19 protein-coding genes and 4 tRNA genes are annotated in these 18,581 nt (G+C 61.8%); 9 read left to right on the plus strand and 14 right to left on the minus strand.

All coding sequences use genetic code 11. From position 1 onward, the window contains the following. Nucleotides 1–56: 56 nt before the first annotated feature. The 7 genes from yajC to pdxS form a co-directional block, all read right to left on the minus strand. Nucleotides 57–440 carry a preprotein translocase subunit YajC gene (gene yajC / locus KTJ77_RS06615; RefSeq protein WP_217337651.1) on the minus strand — a complete coding sequence of 128 codons (384 nt, stop codon included), beginning with the start codon at nt 438–440 and terminating at the stop codon, nt 57–59. A gap of 49 nt (nt 441–489) precedes the next feature. Next, nucleotides 490–1,518: a Holliday junction branch migration DNA helicase RuvB gene (ruvB, locus tag KTJ77_RS06620; protein ID WP_217337652.1), complete on the minus strand. Its 1,029-nt coding sequence runs from the start codon at nt 1,516–1,518 to the stop codon at nt 490–492. Then, entirely contained in the window at nt 1,515–2,123 is a 609-nt protein-coding gene (ruvA, locus tag KTJ77_RS06625) for a Holliday junction branch migration protein RuvA (protein ID WP_217337653.1), read from the minus strand. Before ruvA ends, ruvB begins: the two co-directional genes overlap by 4 nt. 64 nt (nt 2,124–2,187) lie before the next feature. Next, the gene (gene ruvC, locus KTJ77_RS06630) at nt 2,188–2,751 is read right to left on the minus strand and encodes a crossover junction endodeoxyribonuclease RuvC (protein WP_217337654.1); all 564 of its coding nucleotides are present in this window, start codon (nt 2,749–2,751) and stop codon (nt 2,188–2,190) included. A 50-nt stretch (nt 2,752–2,801) separates the two neighbouring features. Further along, nucleotides 2,802–3,563, minus strand: coding sequence for a YebC/PmpR family DNA-binding transcriptional regulator (locus tag KTJ77_RS06635; RefSeq protein WP_217337655.1), 762 nt, complete (start codon nt 3,561–3,563; stop codon nt 2,802–2,804). Between the two features lie 45 nt (nt 3,564–3,608). After that, nucleotides 3,609–4,202 carry a pyridoxal 5'-phosphate synthase glutaminase subunit PdxT gene (gene pdxT / locus KTJ77_RS06640; protein ID WP_217337656.1) on the minus strand — a complete coding sequence of 198 codons (594 nt, stop codon included), beginning with the start codon at nt 4,200–4,202 and terminating at the stop codon, nt 3,609–3,611. After that, on the minus strand, nt 4,196–5,086 hold the full coding sequence (gene pdxS / locus KTJ77_RS06645; RefSeq protein ID WP_217337657.1) for a pyridoxal 5'-phosphate synthase lyase subunit PdxS: 891 nt from the start codon (nt 5,084–5,086) through the stop codon (nt 4,196–4,198). Before pdxS ends, pdxT begins: the two co-directional genes overlap by 7 nt. Nucleotides 5,087–5,179: 93 nt before the next feature. Here pdxS and KTJ77_RS06650 point away from each other — a divergent pair, with 93 nt between their 5' ends. Continuing rightward, nucleotides 5,180–6,493 carry an aminotransferase class I/II-fold pyridoxal phosphate-dependent enzyme gene (locus KTJ77_RS06650; protein ID WP_217337658.1) on the plus strand — a complete coding sequence of 438 codons (1,314 nt, stop codon included), beginning with the start codon at nt 5,180–5,182 and terminating at the stop codon, nt 6,491–6,493. Here KTJ77_RS06650 and KTJ77_RS06655 read toward each other — a convergent pair. Genes KTJ77_RS06655 through thrS form a run of 3 tightly spaced genes read right to left on the minus strand, consistent with a single transcriptional unit; the run spans nt 6,487 to nt 10,010 of the window. Further along, entirely contained in the window at nt 6,487–7,527 is a 1,041-nt protein-coding gene (locus KTJ77_RS06655) for a hypothetical protein (protein WP_217337659.1), read from the minus strand. The two genes, KTJ77_RS06650 and KTJ77_RS06655, sit on opposite strands and share 7 nt — an antisense overlap. A gap of 9 nt (nt 7,528–7,536) precedes the next feature. Continuing rightward, nucleotides 7,537–8,085 carry an HIT domain-containing protein gene (locus KTJ77_RS06660; RefSeq protein ID WP_217337660.1) on the minus strand — a complete coding sequence of 183 codons (549 nt, stop codon included), beginning with the start codon at nt 8,083–8,085 and terminating at the stop codon, nt 7,537–7,539. Continuing rightward, complete coding sequence (thrS, locus tag KTJ77_RS06665) at nt 8,082–10,010, minus strand: threonine--tRNA ligase (RefSeq protein ID WP_254367648.1); 1,929 nt, start codon at nt 10,008–10,010, stop codon at nt 8,082–8,084. Before thrS ends, KTJ77_RS06660 begins: the two co-directional genes overlap by 4 nt. A gap of 230 nt (nt 10,011–10,240) precedes the next feature. Between thrS and KTJ77_RS06670 the strand changes: the two genes are divergently transcribed. From KTJ77_RS06670 to KTJ77_RS06700, 7 genes are read left to right on the plus strand one after another with little or no spacing between them, the layout of a single operon-like run. Further along, a complete protein-coding gene (locus tag KTJ77_RS06670; protein ID WP_217337662.1) occupies nt 10,241–11,248 on the plus strand; it encodes a MoxR family ATPase in 1,008 nt (335 codons plus the stop codon). A gap of 5 nt (nt 11,249–11,253) precedes the next feature. Then, nucleotides 11,254–12,141, plus strand: a complete 888-nt coding sequence (locus KTJ77_RS06675; protein ID WP_217337663.1) for a DUF58 domain-containing protein — start codon at nt 11,254–11,256, stop codon at nt 12,139–12,141. Next, a complete protein-coding gene (locus tag KTJ77_RS06680) occupies nt 12,128–12,613 on the plus strand; it encodes a hypothetical protein (RefSeq protein ID WP_217337664.1) in 486 nt (161 codons plus the stop codon). Before KTJ77_RS06675 ends, KTJ77_RS06680 begins: the two co-directional genes overlap by 14 nt. Continuing rightward, nucleotides 12,604–13,590, plus strand: a complete 987-nt coding sequence (locus KTJ77_RS06685) for a VWA domain-containing protein (RefSeq protein ID WP_367948849.1) — start codon at nt 12,604–12,606, stop codon at nt 13,588–13,590. Before KTJ77_RS06680 ends, KTJ77_RS06685 begins: the two co-directional genes overlap by 10 nt. Next, complete coding sequence (locus tag KTJ77_RS06690) at nt 13,587–14,615, plus strand: VWA domain-containing protein (RefSeq protein ID WP_217337665.1); 1,029 nt, start codon at nt 13,587–13,589, stop codon at nt 14,613–14,615. The genes KTJ77_RS06685 and KTJ77_RS06690 overlap by 4 nt, the downstream gene beginning before the upstream one ends. Next, complete coding sequence (locus KTJ77_RS06695; RefSeq protein WP_217337666.1) at nt 14,612–15,439, plus strand: hypothetical protein; 828 nt, start codon at nt 14,612–14,614, stop codon at nt 15,437–15,439. Before KTJ77_RS06690 ends, KTJ77_RS06695 begins: the two co-directional genes overlap by 4 nt. After that, nucleotides 15,433–16,527, plus strand: a complete 1,095-nt coding sequence (locus KTJ77_RS06700; RefSeq protein ID WP_217337667.1) for a hypothetical protein — start codon at nt 15,433–15,435, stop codon at nt 16,525–16,527. The genes KTJ77_RS06695 and KTJ77_RS06700 overlap by 7 nt, the downstream gene beginning before the upstream one ends. Nucleotides 16,528–16,564: 37 nt before the next feature. Here KTJ77_RS06700 and KTJ77_RS06705 read toward each other — a convergent pair. The 4 genes from KTJ77_RS06705 to KTJ77_RS06720 form a co-directional block, all read right to left on the minus strand. Further along, nucleotides 16,565–16,640, minus strand: a tRNA-Gly gene (locus KTJ77_RS06705). 1 nt (nt 16,641) lies between these two features. Next, a tRNA-Val gene (locus KTJ77_RS06710) sits at nt 16,642–16,713 on the minus strand. A 14-nt stretch (nt 16,714–16,727) separates the two neighbouring features. After that, a tRNA-Cys gene (locus KTJ77_RS06715) sits at nt 16,728–16,801 on the minus strand. A gap of 46 nt (nt 16,802–16,847) precedes the next feature. After that, nucleotides 16,848–16,920 (minus strand) — tRNA-Gly (locus tag KTJ77_RS06720). A gap of 138 nt (nt 16,921–17,058) precedes the next feature. On the opposite strand from KTJ77_RS06720, the gene KTJ77_RS06725 reads away from it, so the two are divergent. Next, the gene (locus KTJ77_RS06725) at nt 17,059–18,531 is read left to right on the plus strand and encodes a peptide MFS transporter (protein ID WP_217337668.1); all 1,473 of its coding nucleotides are present in this window, start codon (nt 17,059–17,061) and stop codon (nt 18,529–18,531) included. Nucleotides 18,532–18,581 lie beyond the last annotated feature (50 nt).

The following is an 18,581-nucleotide window of genomic DNA, read 5'->3' on the forward strand; positions in this document are numbered from 1 at the left end:
GAATGGTCAGCTTTCTACACAAGCGCTCATCGTGAGCGCGCGGTCACAGTGAGGTATTAGCCGTTGTTTTCGAGGCGACGACGTGTCTCTTCGGTTGACTCGATGGTGGCCTCGTCGTTAATGCTTTCGATGGCGGGAGCGTCGAAGCTCTCCTGCTCAACGGGCTCAATAACGCGGAGAATGGCCTGGCTGTGCGCCTTGATGACGACGCCAGGTGCGATCTCGACCTCTGCCGGAGCGTCAAGGTTCTCCGGGTCGTAGCTCACAATCGTGCCGAAGATGCCGCTCTGCAGCAGAACCTCAGCACCGGGAACCGTCTGGCTCTGCTTGGCTTCCTGCTCTTCCTTCATCTTCTTCATGCGCTTGCGCGAGTTGAACATCATGAAGACGAGGAGGGCGCCCGCGAGGACGAGCAGGATAATGCTGCTGGGATCTGACATCAGAAAAGGGGCCTTTCGGGCTTTGAGGGTATTGAGAAACCTTCAGCGATTATAAGTCATCGAAGCGAAGACCACCGTCGGAATGCGGGACTCCGAGGTGAGCGTAAGCTTCGGGCATCGCGATTCGTCCTCGAGGTGTGCGACCCATGAACCCGATTCTCACCAGATATGGCTCAACAACACTCTCCACCGTATCGGCTTCTTCGCCCACTGCAACAGAAAGCGTGGAGAGTCCGACAGGACCACCCCGGAATTTGCGCACCAGTGCCTCTAAAACGGCGCGGTCGAGACGGTCAAGACCAATCGCATCGACATCGTAAAGGTCAAGTGCCGCTGCGACCGCTTCGATGTCTGATGGCACCCGGTGAACGAGCATGTAGTCGCGTACGCGCCGCAGTAACCGGTTGGCGATACGCGGTGTTCCGCGGGAACGGCGGGCGATTTCGCCGCGTGCCTCGGGGCCGAGATCCACGCCAATCACCAGGGATGAGCGCTCAACGACCTGCTCGAGTTCGCTTGCATCGTAATACTCCAGGTGCGCCGTGAATCCGAAGCGGTCCCGCAGCGGATTTGGCAACATGCCGGAGCGTGTCGTCGCGCCGACAAGCGTGAACGGAGCAAGTTCGAGCGGAATACTCGTCGCACCTGCCCCCTTACCGACCATGATGTCGATGCGGAAGTCTTCCATCGCGAGATAGAGCATCTCTTCGGCTGAGCGCGCCATGCGGTGAATCTCGTCGATGAAGAGCACCTCGCCAGGCGTCAGACTCGACAACAGTGCAGCGAGATCGCCCGCGTGCTGAATCGCCGGCCCCGATGAGAGCCGCAATGGCCGGTTCGATTCGTGCGCGACGATCATCGCAAGCGTCGTCTTACCGAGGCCGGGAGGGCCAGAAAGCAAAATGTGGTCGGGAGTGCGGTGCTGGATGCGCGCGGCTTCGAGCAGGAGCTCGAGCTGGCCGCGCACCTTGTGCTGGCCGATGAAGTCATCGAGCGACGCGGGGCGCAACGCGCCTTCGATCGCAAGCTCGGTATCGTCGTGCGCCGCGGGCGAAACCGGGCTGATGTCGTCGGTCATCGGCTCGCCTGCGGGCCCAGCGCTGCCAGAGCGCGTCGAAGCAGGGCTTGCACGCTGCCACGCTCGCCATCGGTTGCTTCCTCAGCGACAGCGGCGACGGCATCCGACGCGAGGCGCTCGTTCCATCCGAGTCCGGTGAGCGCCGCGGTGACCTGGTCGGCGACGTTCGGCGCGATGCCAGTGGCGTGTGCGGCGCCCGCGGTGGGCGGTGCAATCTTGCCAGCGAGCTGAACCACGATAAGTTTCGCCGTCTTCGGCCCGATCCCCGAAACCTTGCGGAACGGCTTGTCGTCGTCATCGGCCACTGCCTGGGCGATTTGGTCGGCCGTGAGCGTCGACAGTACGCCGAGGGCAGACTTCGGCCCGACGCCTGTCACCGAAATGAGGATGATGAAGACGCTCAGCTCTTCGCGTTCCAAGAAGCCATAGAGACTCAACGCATCTTCACGAACCACCAAATGTGTGTGCAGAGCCAGGGTCTCGCCCACACGTGCTGTCCGTGCGACGTCCGGCGGCACGGCGACCGTAAAGCCCATCCCTCCCACGTCGATAATCACGCTGTCGAGCGCAGCGTGCAGCACGGGGCCTCGGAGAGAAGAGATCATGGTTCCACCCTACGCGCGCATCGTAGTTATGTTCGACAACACTCCGAACGTGTTCATCGATCAGTCATGCTCGACGCGAACGCCTGGCAGCTTCTGCCCAGGCGCGTTGCGCAGGGGTCATTCCCCCACTCGCGGCGGCGACCACCGGCCCACGGCGCCACGCGTGGCAGAGAGCCAGCGCCAGCGCGTCAGCCGCATCGGCTGGCTTCGGCAGCTCGTCCAATCGCAACACGCGTGCAACCATCGTCTGGACCTGGAGCTTTTCGGCGTTTCCGTATCCGGTGATGGCTGCTTTCACCTCGCTCGGGGTGTGCGTGGCAGTAGGAATACCGCGTTCCGCGGCCAGCATGAGCGCGACACCTGATGCTTGGGCTGTTGCCATGACTGTCGACTTATTGTGTTGCGCAAAAACGCGCTCGACTGCGACGGCTTCTGGCGAAAAGTCGTCGAGCACCCGACGAATGCCCTTCGCGATCAGGGCGAGGCGCACGCCGGGTTCGTCTTCGGGCGATGACCGAATCACGCCGACGTGCACAAGAGAAGCCGTGCGGTTGGGGTTGACGTCGACGATGCCGACGCCGCAACGGGTTAGTCCCGGGTCGATCCCCAAAACGCGCAGAGTGCTCACACACCAACGGTATGTGAGCACTCTGACATTAGTCGCGGGGCGCGCTGAGGCTACTCGTCATCGGCCTCAAGCTCGGCCAACACCTCGGGAGTCAGGTCAAAGTTCGAGTAGATGTTTTGCACGTCCTCGCTGTCTTCGAGCGCGTCGATGAGACGGAAAATCTTCCGAGCTGTCTCCGCGTCAACTTCGACCTTGAGGTTCGGTACGAACTGCGCTTCAGCGCTGTTGTACTCAATCCCAGCCTCCTGCAGTGCGGTGCGGGTTGCAACGAGATCTGCGGGGTCGGTGATGATTTCAAAGGCTTCGCCTTCGTTCGTGATCTCTTCCGCACCCGCCTCAAGAGCCGCCATCATGACGTCATCTTCCGTGGTGCCCTCAACAGGAACCTCGATGACGCCCTTGCGGGCGAAGTTGTAAGCGACGGAACCAGGGTCTGCCAGCGTGGCACCGTTGCGGCTGAGGGCCGTGCGGACCTCAGCGGCTGCGCGGTTCTTGTTGTCGGTCAGACACTCGACCATGAGGGCGACGCCGTTCGGACCGTACGCTTCGTACATGATCGAGGTGTACTCAACGACCTCGCCGCCGATGCCGGCGCCGCGCTTGATCGCGCGATCAATGTTGTCCTTCGGAACCGACGTCTTCTTCGCCTTGAGCACCGCGTCAAAGAGCGTGGGGTTGCCGCCGAGGTCGGCACCGCCGAGCTTTGCTGCAACCTCGATGTTCTTGATGAGCTTTGCCCACGACTTTGCACGGCGCGCGTCAATGACGGCTTTCTTGTGCTTCGTGGTTGCCCATTTGGAATGCCCTGACATGTTTCTCCGCTCGTTTCTTGCGCCGTCCAGTTTACGCGTAGATCATCAATTCCGCCCGTTCCCGATGATTGTCCGCACAAACGCCTCGTGCACGCGAGGGTCGCCGGCAACCTCGGGGTGAAAAGAGACCCCCATCAACGCGCCCGAGCGCACACCCACGACCCGCCCATCCGGGAGGGTGGCGATGACGTCGACGCCGTCTCCGACCGCGGTCACGATCGGTGCTCGAATGAATGATGCGTCAATATTTCCGACACCGACAACGCTCACCGTCGTGTCAAAAGAGTCGCGTTGTGAACCAAAGGCGTTGCGTTCCACCGTGATATCGAGACCGCCAAGTGTCTGCTGCCCTGGTGCGGCGTTCGCCACACGGTCGGCCAACATGATCAGCCCGGCACAGGTTCCGAGAACCGGGAGTCCGCCAGCGATAGCGAGGCGCAACGGTGCGGCCAGACCGAAGATTCGGGTCAGCCGATCGATGACACCCGATTCTCCGCCGGGAATCACCAGCCCATCGATACCGTCCAGGTCCTCAGCGCGGCGAACGCGCAGCGTTTGTACGCCGACCTGCTCGAGCATTGCGGTGTGCTCGCTCACTCCTCCCTGGAGCGCGAGCACACCGACAGTCGTTGTTACCATCCGCGCTCGGCGAGGCGGTGCGGTGCGGCAAGGTCAGAAACGTTGATGCCGACCATCGCCTCTCCCAGGCCGCGCGAAACGTCGGCGATGACGCTGGGGTCATCGAAGTACGTCGTGGCCTTCACGATCGCGGAAGCGCGCGCAGCCGGGTTGCCCGACTTGAAGATGCCTGAGCCAACAAACACGCCGTCAGCACCAAGTTGCATCATCATGGCAGCGTCAGCTGGCGTTGCGACGCCGCCTGCGACGAACAACACCACGGGGAGCTTTCCGGTGGCGGCAACCTCAGCGACGAGGTCGTACGGCGCCTGGAGCTCCTTCGCCGCAACGTACAGCTCGTCTTTCGTCTTAGCGCGAAGTGCGTTGATCTCCGCCTTGATCGTGCGGATGTGCTTCGTTGCCTCCGACACATCGCCTGTTCCGGCTTCACCCTTCGAGCGGATCATGGCCGCGCCCTCGGTAATGCGACGAAGCGCCTCGCCCAGGTTGGTTGCTCCGCAGACGAACGGAACCTCGTGCTGCCATTTGTCGATGTGGTTGATGTAGTCGGCAGGCGACAGCACTTCAGACTCGTCGATGTAGTCGACACCAAGCGCGCCAAGCACCTGCGCCTCCACAAAGTGACCGATGCGCGCCTTCGCCATCACCGGGATCGAAACCTCCGCCTTGATCGAGTCGATCAGGTCGGGGTCACTCATACGGGCAACGCCACCCTGCGCGCGGATATCGGCGGGCACGCGCTCCAAGGCCATCACGGCAACAGCACCGGCATCTTCAGCGATGCGCGCCTGCTCAGCCGTCACGACGTCCATGATGACGCCACCCTTCAGCATGTCAGCGAGACCGCGCTTAACGCGCGTCGTGGCGGTGGTGGTTTCAGTCATGGATGGCTCCTAGCGCGAAGTTCAGTCAATGATTTCTTTGACCTATGCCATAACATAGCACGCGCATGCACCCTAGACTCATCGTGAGTAAACATGACGCAACACATCACCGGAACCACGGCGGCAGAGATTGCCGAGAGCGTACGTACGTTGGTGGATCGTGGCACGCTGCTGCCAGGCACTGCCCTCCCCCCGGTACGCACGTTGGCCGAGCACCTCGGCGTCAACCGCAACACCGCTGTCGCCGCGTATCGACTCCTTTCGCAAGCCGGTGTGACGTCATCTCATGGCCGCGGCGGCACGCGCGTCACTGGTTCCGCTCTCTCGCCACAAGATGGCTACACCCACGGCACTGTGCTGCGTGACGTGGGTTCAGGAAACCCTGATCCGTCGTTCATTCCGCCCCTGACCCCCGCACTCACCGCGCTCGCCGATCGACCCGTGATGTATGGCGAGCCCACCATCGACGCCGATCTCGAGCGATGGGCACACGAGTGGTGCGCTCCTGACCTCGCGCCTGCACACATCGCGATCACGGTAACAAGCGGTGCTGTCGATGCCATCGAGCGCCTCCTCGCCGGAGCCTTGGTGCGCGACGACGCTGTCGGTCTTGAGGATCCGTGCTTCCTCGCCAGCATTCACACCGTCAAGCTCGGCGGCTACCGTGCTGTCGGCATGCCCGTTGACGCCGAGGGCATCACCCCCGATGGACTGCGTGACGCTCTCGCCCATGGCGTGCGAGCAATCGTCGCGACACCACGCGCCCAGAACCCCACAGGGGTCACCATGACGCCGGCGCGCGCCGCCGAGCTTCGTGCGATTCTCGCCGAGCACCCGTACGTCTTGATCATCGAAGACGATCATTTCTCCAAGCTCGCTCGCGAGGTTCCGCAGTCTTTGATTGGCCCGGATCACAAGCGCTTTGCGCTGGTACGTTCGGTGTCGAAATTTCTCGGGCCCGACATGGGACTCGCGATTGTTGCCACAGATGCGCACACGCAGTCACGCCTCGCGATGCGGTTGAGCCCAGGAACCACCTGGGTGAGCCACATTTTGCAGCGACTGACGTTGAGCCAGCTCACGTCTTCATCGGCACAGCAGATCGTTGCTGACGCGGCCGATCACTATGCAGCGCGCAACTCGTCCTTCGTCGCACTTCTCGTGGAGCGCGGCATCGCGGCACCTGCGCTCTCGGCGATCAGCCTGTGGGTAAACACCGGAGTGTCAGCAGACGCCGTCGTTCGCGAGCTCATGAAGCGGGGTTGGCTCGCACGCACCGAAGACGAATTCGCCCTGCACCGCTCCCCCGGCTCCGGCACACACGTACGCCTCACCGTGCATGATTTGACCGACGAAGAACAACGCCAGCTCGCGGATGACCTGGCGTCGTCGATCGCGCGTCAGTAGATCTTCGGGAACACGTCGTAGCGTTCCTCGTAAATCAGGCTCCACTCGTTGACGTCACCTGGACACACGTACGACATGCCAAACAGCATGACCTCTTCCAGGTTTCGGCTGGCCGCTTCTCGTTCTACCCCCACAAGCCCATCAAGAATCTCGTTGAACAGCGGAGACGTTGTCATGAAGCTGTCGTAGGTCGCGGCGTCAACACTGTGCGCGTTCAGAATCGCTGTTTCGCAGGCATCGCTCGTCATCGCGAGATAGATGGTTTCGATCTGCGGTGTCAACTCGGCACCATTCTCGGTGAAGAGCGCGCGCTGCCGTGCGATGAACGTGCGTTGTTCGATCGTGGTGGCCGTGAGGAGCGTGCCATCCATGGGGAGTTGCTGGTCGATAAAGAACTTGTCGCGCGCGGCGAATGCCTCAGGCGAACCCGGCTTCCACGTCACGGACGTGTCAGCGAAAGGCTCGCCAGGGTCACGCGGAGTCAGGTCAAGCTGTGAATCATCGATGACGGGCGCTTCGCTCGGATCTGCAGCCGAATCACCGGTCGGCTCTGGCGACGCTTCAATAGGCTCATCGCTTGGCTCTGCCTGCGCAGTCGGGGCCGACGTCGGCGTGTCATCGATGATCGGCGCCGCCTCATGGGATGAGAACACTCCGAGCGCCGCCATCACGGCTACCGCGATACCGGCGACCACCACGATGCCTGCGACGACGATTGTCACGACGAAGCCGGTGCGAGGCTTTTTCTGACCGGGAGGTTGCATCGCCGCATAGCCCTGCTGCGGATAGCCCTGCTGAGGGTAGCCCTGCTGAGGGTAGCCCTGCTGACCGGGAGCCTGCGATGCTCCCGGCTGAGCGTATCCATATGGCTGTTGCCCATACGGCTGTTGCCCATACCGCTGCTGCCCATATTGCGGCGGCGCCGAAGGGTGAGCCGGAACCGGCGGCTGCGCGGGAACAGGCGGCTGCGGCGGAACCGGCGGTGCGGGCGGAATCGGCACCCCGGGATGTTGTGGTTGATCGGGGTGCGTCATGAGTTCGTCCTACTCGGTCTTCGGCCACGCGTCAGCGACGGCCTGGCGGACCTCACCGAGAAGCTGCGGCAAAGCCTTGGTCTTGGCAATGATAGGGAAAAAGTTTGCGTCTGTTTCCCACCGCGGCACGATGTGCTGGTGTAGGTGCGCGGCAACGCCTGCGCCCGCCACTCGACCCTGGTTCATGCCCAGGTTGAAACCATCACAGTTCGAGACACCCCGAAGCACCCGCATCGCTGTCTGCGTGAGCGCGCCAATTTCCGCGACTTCCTCCGGCGTTGCCTCGTCGTACAGGCCGATGTGGCGGTACGGGCACACCAGCAGGTGTCCGGAGTTATACGGAAACAGATTCAGCAGCACGAAAGCGTGTGTACCGCGGTGCACGATGAGCCCGTGCTCATCACTCATATGCGGTGCGGCGCAGAACGGGCACTCGTCGACGAGGGGCTGTGGCCCCGCCTGGATGTACGCCATCCGGTGCGGGGTCCACAGCCGCTGAAACTCATCAGGAACACCAGCGAGGTGCGCGGCCGAGGTGAGTTCAGCGTCGTTTGTCATGCGAAATCTGCCTCGTTCAGCACGACGCGGTGATCCGCGATTGCACGCTTAATCAGCTCGACGGCCTCAGCGATCGGCACACCGTTGCGCGTGGAGCCATCACGGAAACGGAACGATACGGTTCCGGCTTCTTGATCCTGGGCGCCGGCGATGAGGATCAGCGGAACCTTGGACGTGGTGTGGTTGCGGATCTTCTTCTGCATGCGCTCATCGCTGCGGTCAAGCTCAGCACGAACGCCGGCTGCGCGCAGCTGCGTGATGATGTCGCCAAGGTAGGGCGCAAAGTCATCAGCGACAGGAACACCGACGACCTGCGACGGTGCCAGCCACAGCGGGAAGTCGCCAGCGTAGTGCTCAAGCAGAATTGCGAAGAAACGCTCAACCGAGCCAAGCAACGCGCGGTGAATCATCACTGGGCGGTGCTTGGCGCCGTCGGGGCCGGTGTATTCGAGTTCGAAACGCTCCGGCTGGTTGAAGTCCAGCTGGATCGTCGACATCTGCCACGTACGACCGATGGCGTCACGCGCCTGTACCGAAATCTTCGGGCCGTAGAATGCTGCTCCGCCGAGGTCGTCAACCAGCTCGAGACCGGATTCGACTGCGACCTCACGCAACGTCTCAATCGCCGTGGTCCACTGCTCAGGCTCGCCGAGGAACTTCGGGTTGCCGACTTCGTTCGTCGACAGCTCAAGGTAGAAGTCATTCAGGCCGTAGTCACGCAGCAACTCAAGCACGAGGTTGAGGTTCGTGGTGAGTTCTTCGCGCACCTGGTCTTGCGTCACGTAAATGTGCGCGTCGTCCTGGGTCAAGCCGCGCACGCGCGTCAGACCCGATAGCGTGCCGCTCTTTTCGTAGCGGTACACGGTTCCGAACTCCGCGAGACGCAACGGCAGTTCACGGTAGCTGCGTCCGCGTGAGCGGAAGATCAGGTTGTGGAACGGGCAGTTCATCGGCTTCAGGTAGTAGTCCTGGCCCTGACGCGTGATGTTGCCCTCATCGTCAACGACCTCATCGAGGTGCATCGGGGGGAACATGCCGTCTGCGTAGGTCTGCAGGTGACCGGAGGTCTGGAACAGATCCTTCTTCGTGATGTGCGGAGAGTTGACCACGTCGTAGCCGTTGCGCAGCAGGTGGCGGCGCAGGTTCTCTTCGATCTCGTAGCGGATGATGCCGCCCTTGGGGTGGAAGACCGCGAGGCCGGAACCAATTTCGTCTGGGAACGAGAACAGGTCCATCTCGACACCGAGCTTGCGGTGGTCGCGACGCTCGGCCTCAGCCAAGCGCTCCTGGTATGCACGCAATTCGTCCTTCGACGGCCACGCGGTTCCGTAGATGCGCTGCAGCTGCGGGTTCTTCTCCGAACCGCGCCAGTACGCAGCAGCGACGCGCGTCAGCGCCCAGCCGTTGCCAGCCATGCGGGTGCTCGGCACGTGCGGGCCGCGGCACAGGTCTTTCCACGCGGTCTCACCGTTGCGGGTGACGTTGTCGTAAATCGTGAGTTCGCCTTCGCCAACCTCAACGCTTGCACCTTCAGCGGCTTCTGCTCCCCCGCCCTTCAGGCCGATGAGTTCCAGCTTGAACGGCTCGTTCGCGAGTTCGGCGCGCGCCTCATCGTCGGTCACGACGCGGCGCACGAAACGCTGGCCGTCACGAACGATGGACTGCATTTCCTTCGTGATCGCCTTCAAGTCTTCAGGCGTGAAGGGGGTGTCGACCTGGAAGTCGTAGTAGAAGCCATCGATAATGGGCGGCCCAATGCCGAGGTTCGACTGCGGACGCAGGCGCTGCACGGCTTGCGCCATGATGTGCGCAGTGGAGTGACGGAGAATGGCGAGGCCGTCGGCGCTGTCGATCGTAATCGGCTCGACAGTGTCATCGGCAGTGACCTGCGTTGCAAGGTCTTTCTGCGCGCCGTTTACGCGCATGGCGATAACCGACTTGTCGGAAAAGAGTGCAAAACCGTCGCAAGGAAAGGACGGCTGGGTGTTCTCGGTCACAGAGTTCTCCAGATAGGCGATGAATCTAGGGTACCGCGCACGGGCACTCACCCTTTTCACTCTGCACATTCAGCGAATATCGAGCCGGAATTTGTGGTGTGCGCAGGTAGGGTAACTGCGGGGGCTCTTCAGACCTGCCCCCACCGAGGGGACACACAATGAATGTTGCGCACGCCGCACCCACCGAGCAGGAGATGGCAGCCGCCGCCAAGGTTCTGACGGTGATTTCGGATACCTACTCCGCGAAAATGGTGGGCCAAGAACGTCTGCGCACGAGCCTGCTTATCGCGCTCATCGCCGATGGTCACATTCTGCTTGAGTCTGTGCCTGGCCTGGCAAAGACGACAGCGGCAAGCACCCTGGCCGCGACAGTGCAAGCGCAATTCAAGCGCATTCAGTGCACGCCGGATCTCCTCCCCAGCGACATCACAGGCAACCAGATTTACGACAACAGCACCGGCTCGTTCCGCACCGTGCTGGGCCCCGTGCACGCAAACTTTGTTTTGCTCGACGAGATCAACCGTTCAAGCGCCAAGACGCAGAGCGCGATGCTCGAGGCCATGCAGGAGCACCAGACCACCATCGGTGGCGAGATCTACCCGCTTCCGGAACCATTCCTGGTGATTGCGACGCAAAACCCCATTGAGCAGGAGGGCACGTATGAGCTGCCAGAAGCGCAAATGGACCGCTTCCTGCTGAAGGAAATTGTGGAGTACCCGAGCCCGAATGAGGAACTTGAGGTGCTCAACCGCATCGACTCCGGCGTACTGGGGCGCGGTTCCGAAGGCCACGTTGCTCACGTGGTGTCCCTCGATGACGTGAAGATGCTGCAGGATGTCGCGAGCCGCATTTATGTGGACCCTGCGGTACGCAACTACATCGTGTCGCTTGTTTACGTGACGCGAAACCCGGCCCCCTACATTGGCGAAGAGAAGGCGCGCTTCTTGAAGTACGGTGCCAGCCCCCGCGCTTCGATTGCCTTCCTGCAGGCCGCCCGCGCATACGCGCTCCTCAGCGGTCGCTCCTACGTGGTTCCGGAAGACGTTCGTTCCCTCAGGCACGTCGTACTGCGCCACCGCGTGCTGCTCACGTTTGAAGCCCAAGCGGAGAACATCCGCAGCGAAGAGATCATCGACGCGATCTTTGCCGCTGTGCCGACCCCGTAACGGCCATGCCCAGCCTTATTACGCAGGTGAAGAGCAAGCTCTTCATCACGTCTGCGCGCCGTTCGATGCACCCGCTCGACGGCGCCTACGCTTCGCTGATGCGCGGCCGCGGATCTGACTTTGAAGATCTCCGCGAGTATCAGGTCGGCGACCAGGTACGCGACATTGATTGGCGCGCATCGGCACGTCACAACGAGATTCTCGTCAAGCGGATGCGCGCTGACCGCATGCACACCGTCCTGTTCGTTGTCGACACCGGGGCCACGATGGCCGCCCTCGCCGAAAACGAAGAACCCAAATACGAACTCGCGCTTCTCACAGCGGGGGTGCTCGGATACCTCACGGTGTCGCACGGTGACGACATCGGTCTGGTGTACGGCGACAGCGAGAAAGTAAAGCGCCGCGCGAGCGGCCGCACTGAATCGGCGCTGGAAAGCGCTCTGCGCACCATTCAAACTGCCACCAGCCAAGCATCCGCTGCAGGCAACATCAACAAGCTGCTGGAGTACGTGGCTGCCACCATCTCCCGCCGCATGATCCTCGTCATCATCACCGATGAAGCGCCGATCACCGATCGCACCGATCAGCTCATCCGTCGTCTTCGTGTGCAGCACGACATGCTGTGGGTGACCGTTACCGACGCCAACCCGGTTCTGGCAGAAAAAAGTCAGGCTGCCCGCAGTGACGTCGTGACCGGGTGGGGTGTTCCCGAGTTTGTGCACGGAGACGCGACCCTCCGCGAGGCGGTGATCGCGGAAGAAAGACGTGACGAAGAGGAACGTCGAGCAATGCTCGAAAAGTACGCCATCAGCCACGTGACGATTCGCGATAGCAGCGAAGCCGTTGGCGACATCCTGCGCATGCTGGATCGGAGGGATCGTGCAAGGTCCTGACGAGTTCTATCCGCCATATCAATATGGCTGGGGCTGGCTGGCCCTCGCCATCGGTCTCATTGCGCTCGTTCTGGTTGCCTGGGCACTCGTGCTGTGGTTTACCCGCATGCAGAAGCCGCCCAAAGAGACGACTCAGCCCCATGTTCCGGTGACCACAGACGTGCTGACGCAGCTGCGGTACGAGTATGCAGCGCGCATCGATCAGATCGAGCACGCCTACACCGAAGGTGCTCTTGCGCCCAAGGCCGCAAACCGTCAGCTGAGCGCCGCGGTGCGCGCGTTCGTCAACGAGTACTCCGGTTTGGAAGCGCCTGTCCTGTCGCTGACCGATCTCCAAGAGCTCGGCGTCCATCCGGCACTTATTGACGCGCTGCAGCGCCACTATTACCCCAGCATCTTCCGCAAAGACATGGTCATCGATCCGGTTGCCGGCGCCAACGCTGCTCGAGCGGTGGTGTCATCGTGGTACTAGATTTCGCTTTTGTGCCCTGGGTCATGCTCGGAGTCATCGTGCTGGTCGTCGGCGGTGGAATTGTGCTCGGAGTGGCGCGCGCGCGGCGACACCGCGCGGGTACAGGTGCACCACTCGCCCGTGCCGAGCGGCTCCGCGGCCTTCCGAGTTTCGCCCGCGCCATCAAACGGCGACGTATTGCGCTCGCGGCAGCGCTGACGCTCGGAATTGTCGCAATGGGTGTCGGCGGAATTGCCGCAGCGCGCCCGATGGCGGCGCAAACGATTCAGCCAGTGAACACAAGCCGTGACATCATGCTGTGCCTCGACGTCTCCGGTTCCATGGCTGAGGTCGACATGGAAATCCTGGACACTTTCCTCGAACTGGTCGACGACTTTGAGGGCGAACGCATCGGACTCACCATCTTCAACGCTTCACCCGTGCAGGTGTTTCCGCTCACCGATGACTACGAGTTCGTGAAAGCGCATCTCAAGTCTTTGCGTGACAGCTTCGACAGCTGGGATGTGATGCCGGAGTACTGGGTCGGCACCATGAATGGCGCTGGTTCTTCCCTCATTGGCGACGGCCTCACCGCGTGTGCGATGCGGTTCGACCATGAAGACGAAGAGCGAAGCCGGTCCATCATTTTTGCCAGCGACAATGAAGAACTCGGGGACAGCATCGTGACGCTTCCTGAAGCGGCAGCGTACGCCACGTCCAAGGGTGTGCGGATCTTCGCCATCAACCCGGTGGCCGGTGCCAGTACGCTCCTCACTGAAGAGATGCGGGAGGCCGCCGCATCGACGGGTGGCGAGATGTATGAGCTGCGCGGAACCACGACGGTCGGCGACATCGTTGAGAAGGTGCAGGAAGAAGATGCCTCCGCGCTCCAGGGTGATGTGCAGATCGTCTGGACCGATGATCCCAACCTCTGGATCACGCTCCTGGCTGGTCTTGCCGTCGCTTTCCTTCTCGTGCTGTGGCGGGTGAGGCTATGACTTTCCAACCCGTCATCACTCCCGTCCTTCTGGTGTTGCTGTTCGCGCCGCTCGTCTTTATCGTCGTTCGCGCCCTCATCACCGCGAAGTCGCATCGGCAGCGTGGCCTGTGGGGCACGCGTGCGCTCCTGGTCGCACTGTGCTTCGTGATGCTGTTGCGCCCCGGAATCACCGGCACCCCCACCCAGACAGTCACCACCAACACCGACATTTTCCTTGTTGTTGACACCACGGCGTCGATCGTGGCTGAGGACTGGGGTGATGCGGAACCACGCATCAATGGCATCAGGGAAGACATCGCAGAGCTGGTCACCCAATACGCTGGCGCCCGGTTCTCCCTCATCACATTCGCGAGCGCTGCAGAAATCCGGTTGCCGCTCACAACAGATTCCAGTGCGGTGATGTCATCGCTTGCGGTGATGCGACCCGAGACCACCAGCGTGAGCCGTGGTTCCGACATTGGCGCCGCCGCAGCCACTCTCGAGCGAGTCTTGACAACTGCGGCCGAATCGGCCGACGACCGCTCACGCATGGTGTTCTATTTCGGCGACGGGGAACAGACCTCAAGCCGTACCCCGAAGTCGTTCGCCGCGTCGCGCGAACTGACCGACGGCGGCGCGGTATTCGGATACGGAACCGCCCAGGGCGGCCCCATGAAGGTCACCAGCGGTTACGCAACCGACTCCCCCGATGATTCCTATATCGAGTACGACGGTGAAGTTGCCCTCTCCGTGATCGATGACGAGAATCTGCAGACGATCGCAGATGATCTCGGCCTCACCCTGCAGCTGCGCGTGGCAGGCACCGCAGCGGACTTCCCTCCTGCACCGACATCGTCCATGACGCTGACGAACTCAGAAACCGCAGGCGGTGTGTCCGACCTCTCCTGGATTCTCGCGATCGCCGTATCTGCTCTGATCGCTTGGGAACTGTTGCGGGCGACCATGCTGACTACTCAGCTGCGCGGGTTGAAAGCGACAGCCGATGCACAGCAGCGTGCAGATGACGAATGGAGCCGCGCATGACGCTTGTCGACGATGACGTGGCTGAGCCGTCCGTTCCTGAAGAGCAGCGTGCTGCCGCATCGATCTTGGAAGGCAATCGCCGGCGCCGCAGGATTCGCAAATGGATCGGGCTCGGCAGTATTCCCGTTCTGCTGGTCGTGGTGCTCCTGCTCGTGAAGATCTTTAGTATGTACGCCGCCGCCCATATGGCTATTGCATCGTTCATCACGGGCGATGGTTCCGGCACGTCACGAGCCGCGCAGTGGCAATACCCGGTAAACATCTTCGAGCCGTTCAAAGCGCCGTTTAACAACGCGGTTGGCCTCGCCGCAAATGCGCAATATGCTCCGGCGCGCGCAGAGTTTGAGAAGGCGCTTGATCTGGTGACGGGTCTGGAGGAATGCGCTGTTCGCATCAACCTCTCGATCACGATCGAAAGATTGGGAGATCTGAAAGACCAGGCGGGAGACGCGTACGCCGCGAAGAAGCTCTACGACGAAGCCCTGCTCAATCTGCTGAGCGGCCCGAAAGACTGTGACGACGAAGAGAAGTCGAAGCAGAACTCGAGCGATCCCCAGCGCGACATGAACGCACAGCGGGAACAAATGGAACAGCGCCTGCAAGACAAGCAGGAACAGCAAAAGCAGAAGCAAGAAGGCCCCGAGGGCGAGCAACCGCAGCAGCCCGACCCTGGCACAGGCGAACAGGAAACCGACCAAGGGCCAGGTCAAGAGCAGCTCGACGAAATTGAGCAGCGGCTTGGCCAGGGTGAGCGCGACCGCGATGACATGGGCCGCGACGAAGACGACCCGTGGAACGATTACGAAACGGACAAGCCATGGTGATTCCCGGCGAGGCGACCTCGAACCGGTATGTCGCCAACAGCGACGGCGCTCCCCCGGTGCCACCACCCGGTGGTTACCGCGGTGCCCAGCGCAACCGCACGCCACAACTGCCACCCGGTGCTCCCACGCCGCCTCGTGGTTCCGCTGATGCAAAGAAAAAGCGAGTGTGGATGGGACGCGCGGCGCTCATCGTCGCTATCGCTTTCGCCATCATGCTGCTCATTGTGTGGAACGTTGGCGGAAGCCACACCCTTTACGGCTTTAACATGCTTGCCGTGCAGATCGCCGTGCTGGCGTTTATCCTTGTCGCTCTCTTTACCCCTGGTGCCCGGAAGTGGGCCTCAGGTGCGCTCGCTCTCAGCCTCTTGATGAACGTCGCGACGGTCGGTGCGGCTGGGGCCGTCACGAGCGCGTACACCGGCAATTACGAGAACCTCAAGAGCGACGAGCAGAAGTTCTGGGAGAAGTACCCGGGCATCAAAGACCAGGAGCCTGTCTACCTGATCGGCGCATCCAGCGTTGAGGAGTACAAGGCGGACGCCGACGAGCTTCTTCTCAGCGTGCGAGAACGCCTCACAACGGACTTCGGGTTCACCTGGACAGACCCCACAGATGACATGCGCCGCCCCATCCGCAATGGTTATGGCGGGGAATCGTGGTTCTTCACGTACACGAGTGAAAAGTGGATGACGAATGAGGCTGTGCATGGTGTCTCCGATAAGACCGCTGTGGTGAACAGCATCAATAGCGTGGTGGACGAGTTCGGGTATGACGAGCTGTACTCGCTGACGCAACCCGGGTACCGCGATGACAAGGTGCTGGAACAGCTCTATGGTTCCGCCGAACCGACAGAACAGGTGATCTGGGAGTTCTATACGGGCGACTATGACGCCAACTTCACGCTGTATGTGCAGATCGTTGACTTGAGCATGGACAACGCAGACGGCACCTTCCGCAAGGATCGCGAAGACTGGAACAAGCGCAGCGGCGAACCGCTGGAGGGCGTCAACATCTATGTCGTCACCGGGCCCACCATCAGCGAGGCAGATGAAGCCGCATTCGACGAGCTTCTCGACGACTACAAATAGACGCGAAAAGGCCCCGATTTCTCGGGGCCTTTTCGCGTGGAGCGGATGACGAGACTCGAACTCGCGACCCTAACCTTGGCAAGGTTATGCGCTACCAACTGCGCTACATCCGCGTGGGCGATACTGGGATCGAACCAGTGACCTCTTCCGTGTCAGGGAAGCGCGCTACCGCTGCGCCAATCGCCCGGATTGACTGAGTGTGGAGGTGGCGACGGGATTCGAACCCGTGTAAACGGCTTTGCAGGCCGGTGCCTAGCCGCTCGGCCACGCCACCAAATAGAAAGAAAACCCCGGGTTCCCCGCAGGGATCCTCTAACTCGAGCGGATGACGAGACTCGAACTCGCGACCCTAACCTTGGCAAGGTTATGCGCTACCAACTGCGCTACATCCGCGTGCTCCCTTTCGGGAACGTGTTCGAGCTTACCGGAAAATTGCACGGTGACGCGAAACCCTCCGCGCCGCGCGTGTCGCCTACGTAACTGAATCTATGCAGGAGAATCTTTCCCAGCGAGTGGGGGTACCCTGGAATGATGCCTTCCTCGCATCATGACGCTGTTTCTCCCGCCACGCCAAAGAAAACGTTCTTTGGCCAGCCTCGCGCCCTTGCGAACGTTTTCGGCGTCGAGATGTGGGAGCGCTTCAGCTTCTACGGCATGCAGGGCATCCTTGCCATCTACCTGTACTACTCCGTTGTCGACGGCGGCCTCGGGATCGACCAATCCGTCGCGCTCGGCATCGTCGGCGCATATGGCGGCGCGGTTTACCTCTCCACGATTGTCGGAGCATGGGTCGCCGATCGACTGTTCGGCGCGGAACGCGTGCTGTTCGGCAGCGCCATTGTCATCGTTGCGGGCCACCTCGCCCTCGCACTCATCCCCGGCGTGCCCGGCGTCGCCGTCGGCCTCATTCTCGTTGCCCTTGGTTCCGGCGGCTTGAAGGCCACCGCGACCGCCGTGGTCGGCACGCTGTATGCATCCGACGACACGCGCCGCGACGCCGGCTTCTCGCTTTTCTACCTGGGCATCAACCTGGGTTCCTTCTTCGGCCCGCTCCTGACCGGACTCCTGCAGAGCCGCGTCGGGTTCCACTGGGGCTTCGCTTTGGCGGCACTCGGTATGGTGGCCGGGCTCGTGCAGTACTCCTTCGGCCGCAGTAAGCTCCCCGAGGCCGCGCGCGTTGTTTCCAACCCACTTCCCAAGAGTAAGTACCCGGTCGTTGGCGGCATCGTCGCCGTTGCCATTGCTGCGATCGCAGCTCTCGTGCTCGGCGGCATCATTCGCGCCGACAACCTCGACCTCGTCGTCATTGTCGTCGTCATCGCGGCAACGCTCGCCTACTTCACCCTGATTACGACCTCCGCCAAGGTGACGCGCGACGAGCGATCGCGCGTGTTCGGGTTCATCCCGCTGTTCATTGCCTCCGTCGCGTTCTGGTCGCTGTATCAGCAGCAGTTCACCGTGCTCGTGCTGTATTCAGACGTGCGCCTGAATCGCTCGCTGTTCGGCTGGGAGATGCCGGTGTCGTGGGTAAACTCCATCAACCCGGTGTTCATCATCCTGCTGGCCGGCGCCGCCGCGGCCCTGTGGACCAAGATGGGCGCGCGTCAGCCTTCCACGCCGGTGAAGTTCGCGCTCGGCACCGCCCTCGTCGGCGTCGCGTTCCTCCTGTTCTTGCCCGTGGCGAATGGCGCCGCGCACTCCACGCCACTGCTGTGGCTGGTGCTCATCCTGCTGGTGTTCACGATTGCCGAGCTGCTGCTCTCCCCCGTCGGATTGTCGGTGACGACGAAGCTTGCACCCGCTGCGTTCCACACGCAGATGATCGCGCTGTTTTACCTGTCCATCTCGCTCGGTACCGCCGTAGCTGGTGCGCTGGCGCGCTTCTACGATCCGACCAACGAGGTTCCGTACTTCCTCTTCCTCGGTTGCGTGGCTATCGGCATCGGCGTTCTCCTGCTGATCAGCGCACGCCCCGTTCTGCGGCTCATGAAGGGCGTCCGCTAACCGGACTAAAGTTGTTCGCGCGCTCCGCGCATTTGTGTGCATCTACCTGT

The organism is Microbacterium sp. NC79 (assembly GCF_019061125.1).
Lineage (GTDB): Bacteria > Actinomycetota > Actinomycetes > Actinomycetales > Microbacteriaceae > Microbacterium.

Bases quoted from the DNA above. Each gene is read 5' to 3' on its own strand.
- KTJ77_RS06655 (WP_217337659.1), bottom strand. From the start codon at position 7,527: ATGACGCACCCCGATCAACCACAACATCCCGGGGTGCCGATTCCGCCC.
- KTJ77_RS06695 (WP_217337666.1), top strand. From the start codon at position 14,612: ATGACGCTTGTCGACGATGACGTGGCTGAGCCGTCCGTTCCTGAAGAG.
- pdxT (WP_217337656.1), bottom strand. From the start codon at position 4,202: ATGGTAACAACGACTGTCGGTGTGCTCGCGCTCCAGGGAGGAGTGAGC.
- ruvB (WP_217337652.1), bottom strand. From the start codon at position 1,518: ATGACCGACGACATCAGCCCGGTTTCGCCCGCGGCGCACGACGATACC.
- yajC (WP_217337651.1), bottom strand. From the start codon at position 440: ATGTCAGATCCCAGCAGCATTATCCTGCTCGTCCTCGCGGGCGCCCTC.
- KTJ77_RS06670 (WP_217337662.1), top strand. From the start codon at position 10,241: ATGAATGTTGCGCACGCCGCACCCACCGAGCAGGAGATGGCAGCCGCC.
- KTJ77_RS06690 (WP_217337665.1), top strand. From the start codon at position 13,587: ATGACTTTCCAACCCGTCATCACTCCCGTCCTTCTGGTGTTGCTGTTC.
- KTJ77_RS06675 (WP_217337663.1), top strand. From the start codon at position 11,254: ATGCCCAGCCTTATTACGCAGGTGAAGAGCAAGCTCTTCATCACGTCT.
- thrS (WP_254367648.1), bottom strand. From the start codon at position 10,010: ATGCGCGTAAACGGCGCGCAGAAAGACCTTGCAACGCAGGTCACTGCC.
- KTJ77_RS06650 (WP_217337658.1), top strand. From the start codon at position 5,180: ATGACGCAACACATCACCGGAACCACGGCGGCAGAGATTGCCGAGAGC.
- KTJ77_RS06700 (WP_217337667.1), top strand. From the start codon at position 15,433: ATGGTGATTCCCGGCGAGGCGACCTCGAACCGGTATGTCGCCAACAGC.
- KTJ77_RS06660 (WP_217337660.1), bottom strand. From the start codon at position 8,085: ATGACAAACGACGCTGAACTCACCTCGGCCGCGCACCTCGCTGGTGTT.
- KTJ77_RS06725 (WP_217337668.1), top strand. From the start codon at position 17,059: ATGCCTTCCTCGCATCATGACGCTGTTTCTCCCGCCACGCCAAAGAAA.
- ruvA (WP_217337653.1), bottom strand. From the start codon at position 2,123: ATGATCTCTTCTCTCCGAGGCCCCGTGCTGCACGCTGCGCTCGACAGC.
- pdxS (WP_217337657.1), bottom strand. From the start codon at position 5,086: ATGACTGAAACCACCACCGCCACGACGCGCGTTAAGCGCGGTCTCGCT.
- KTJ77_RS06635 (WP_217337655.1), bottom strand. From the start codon at position 3,563: ATGTCAGGGCATTCCAAATGGGCAACCACGAAGCACAAGAAAGCCGTC.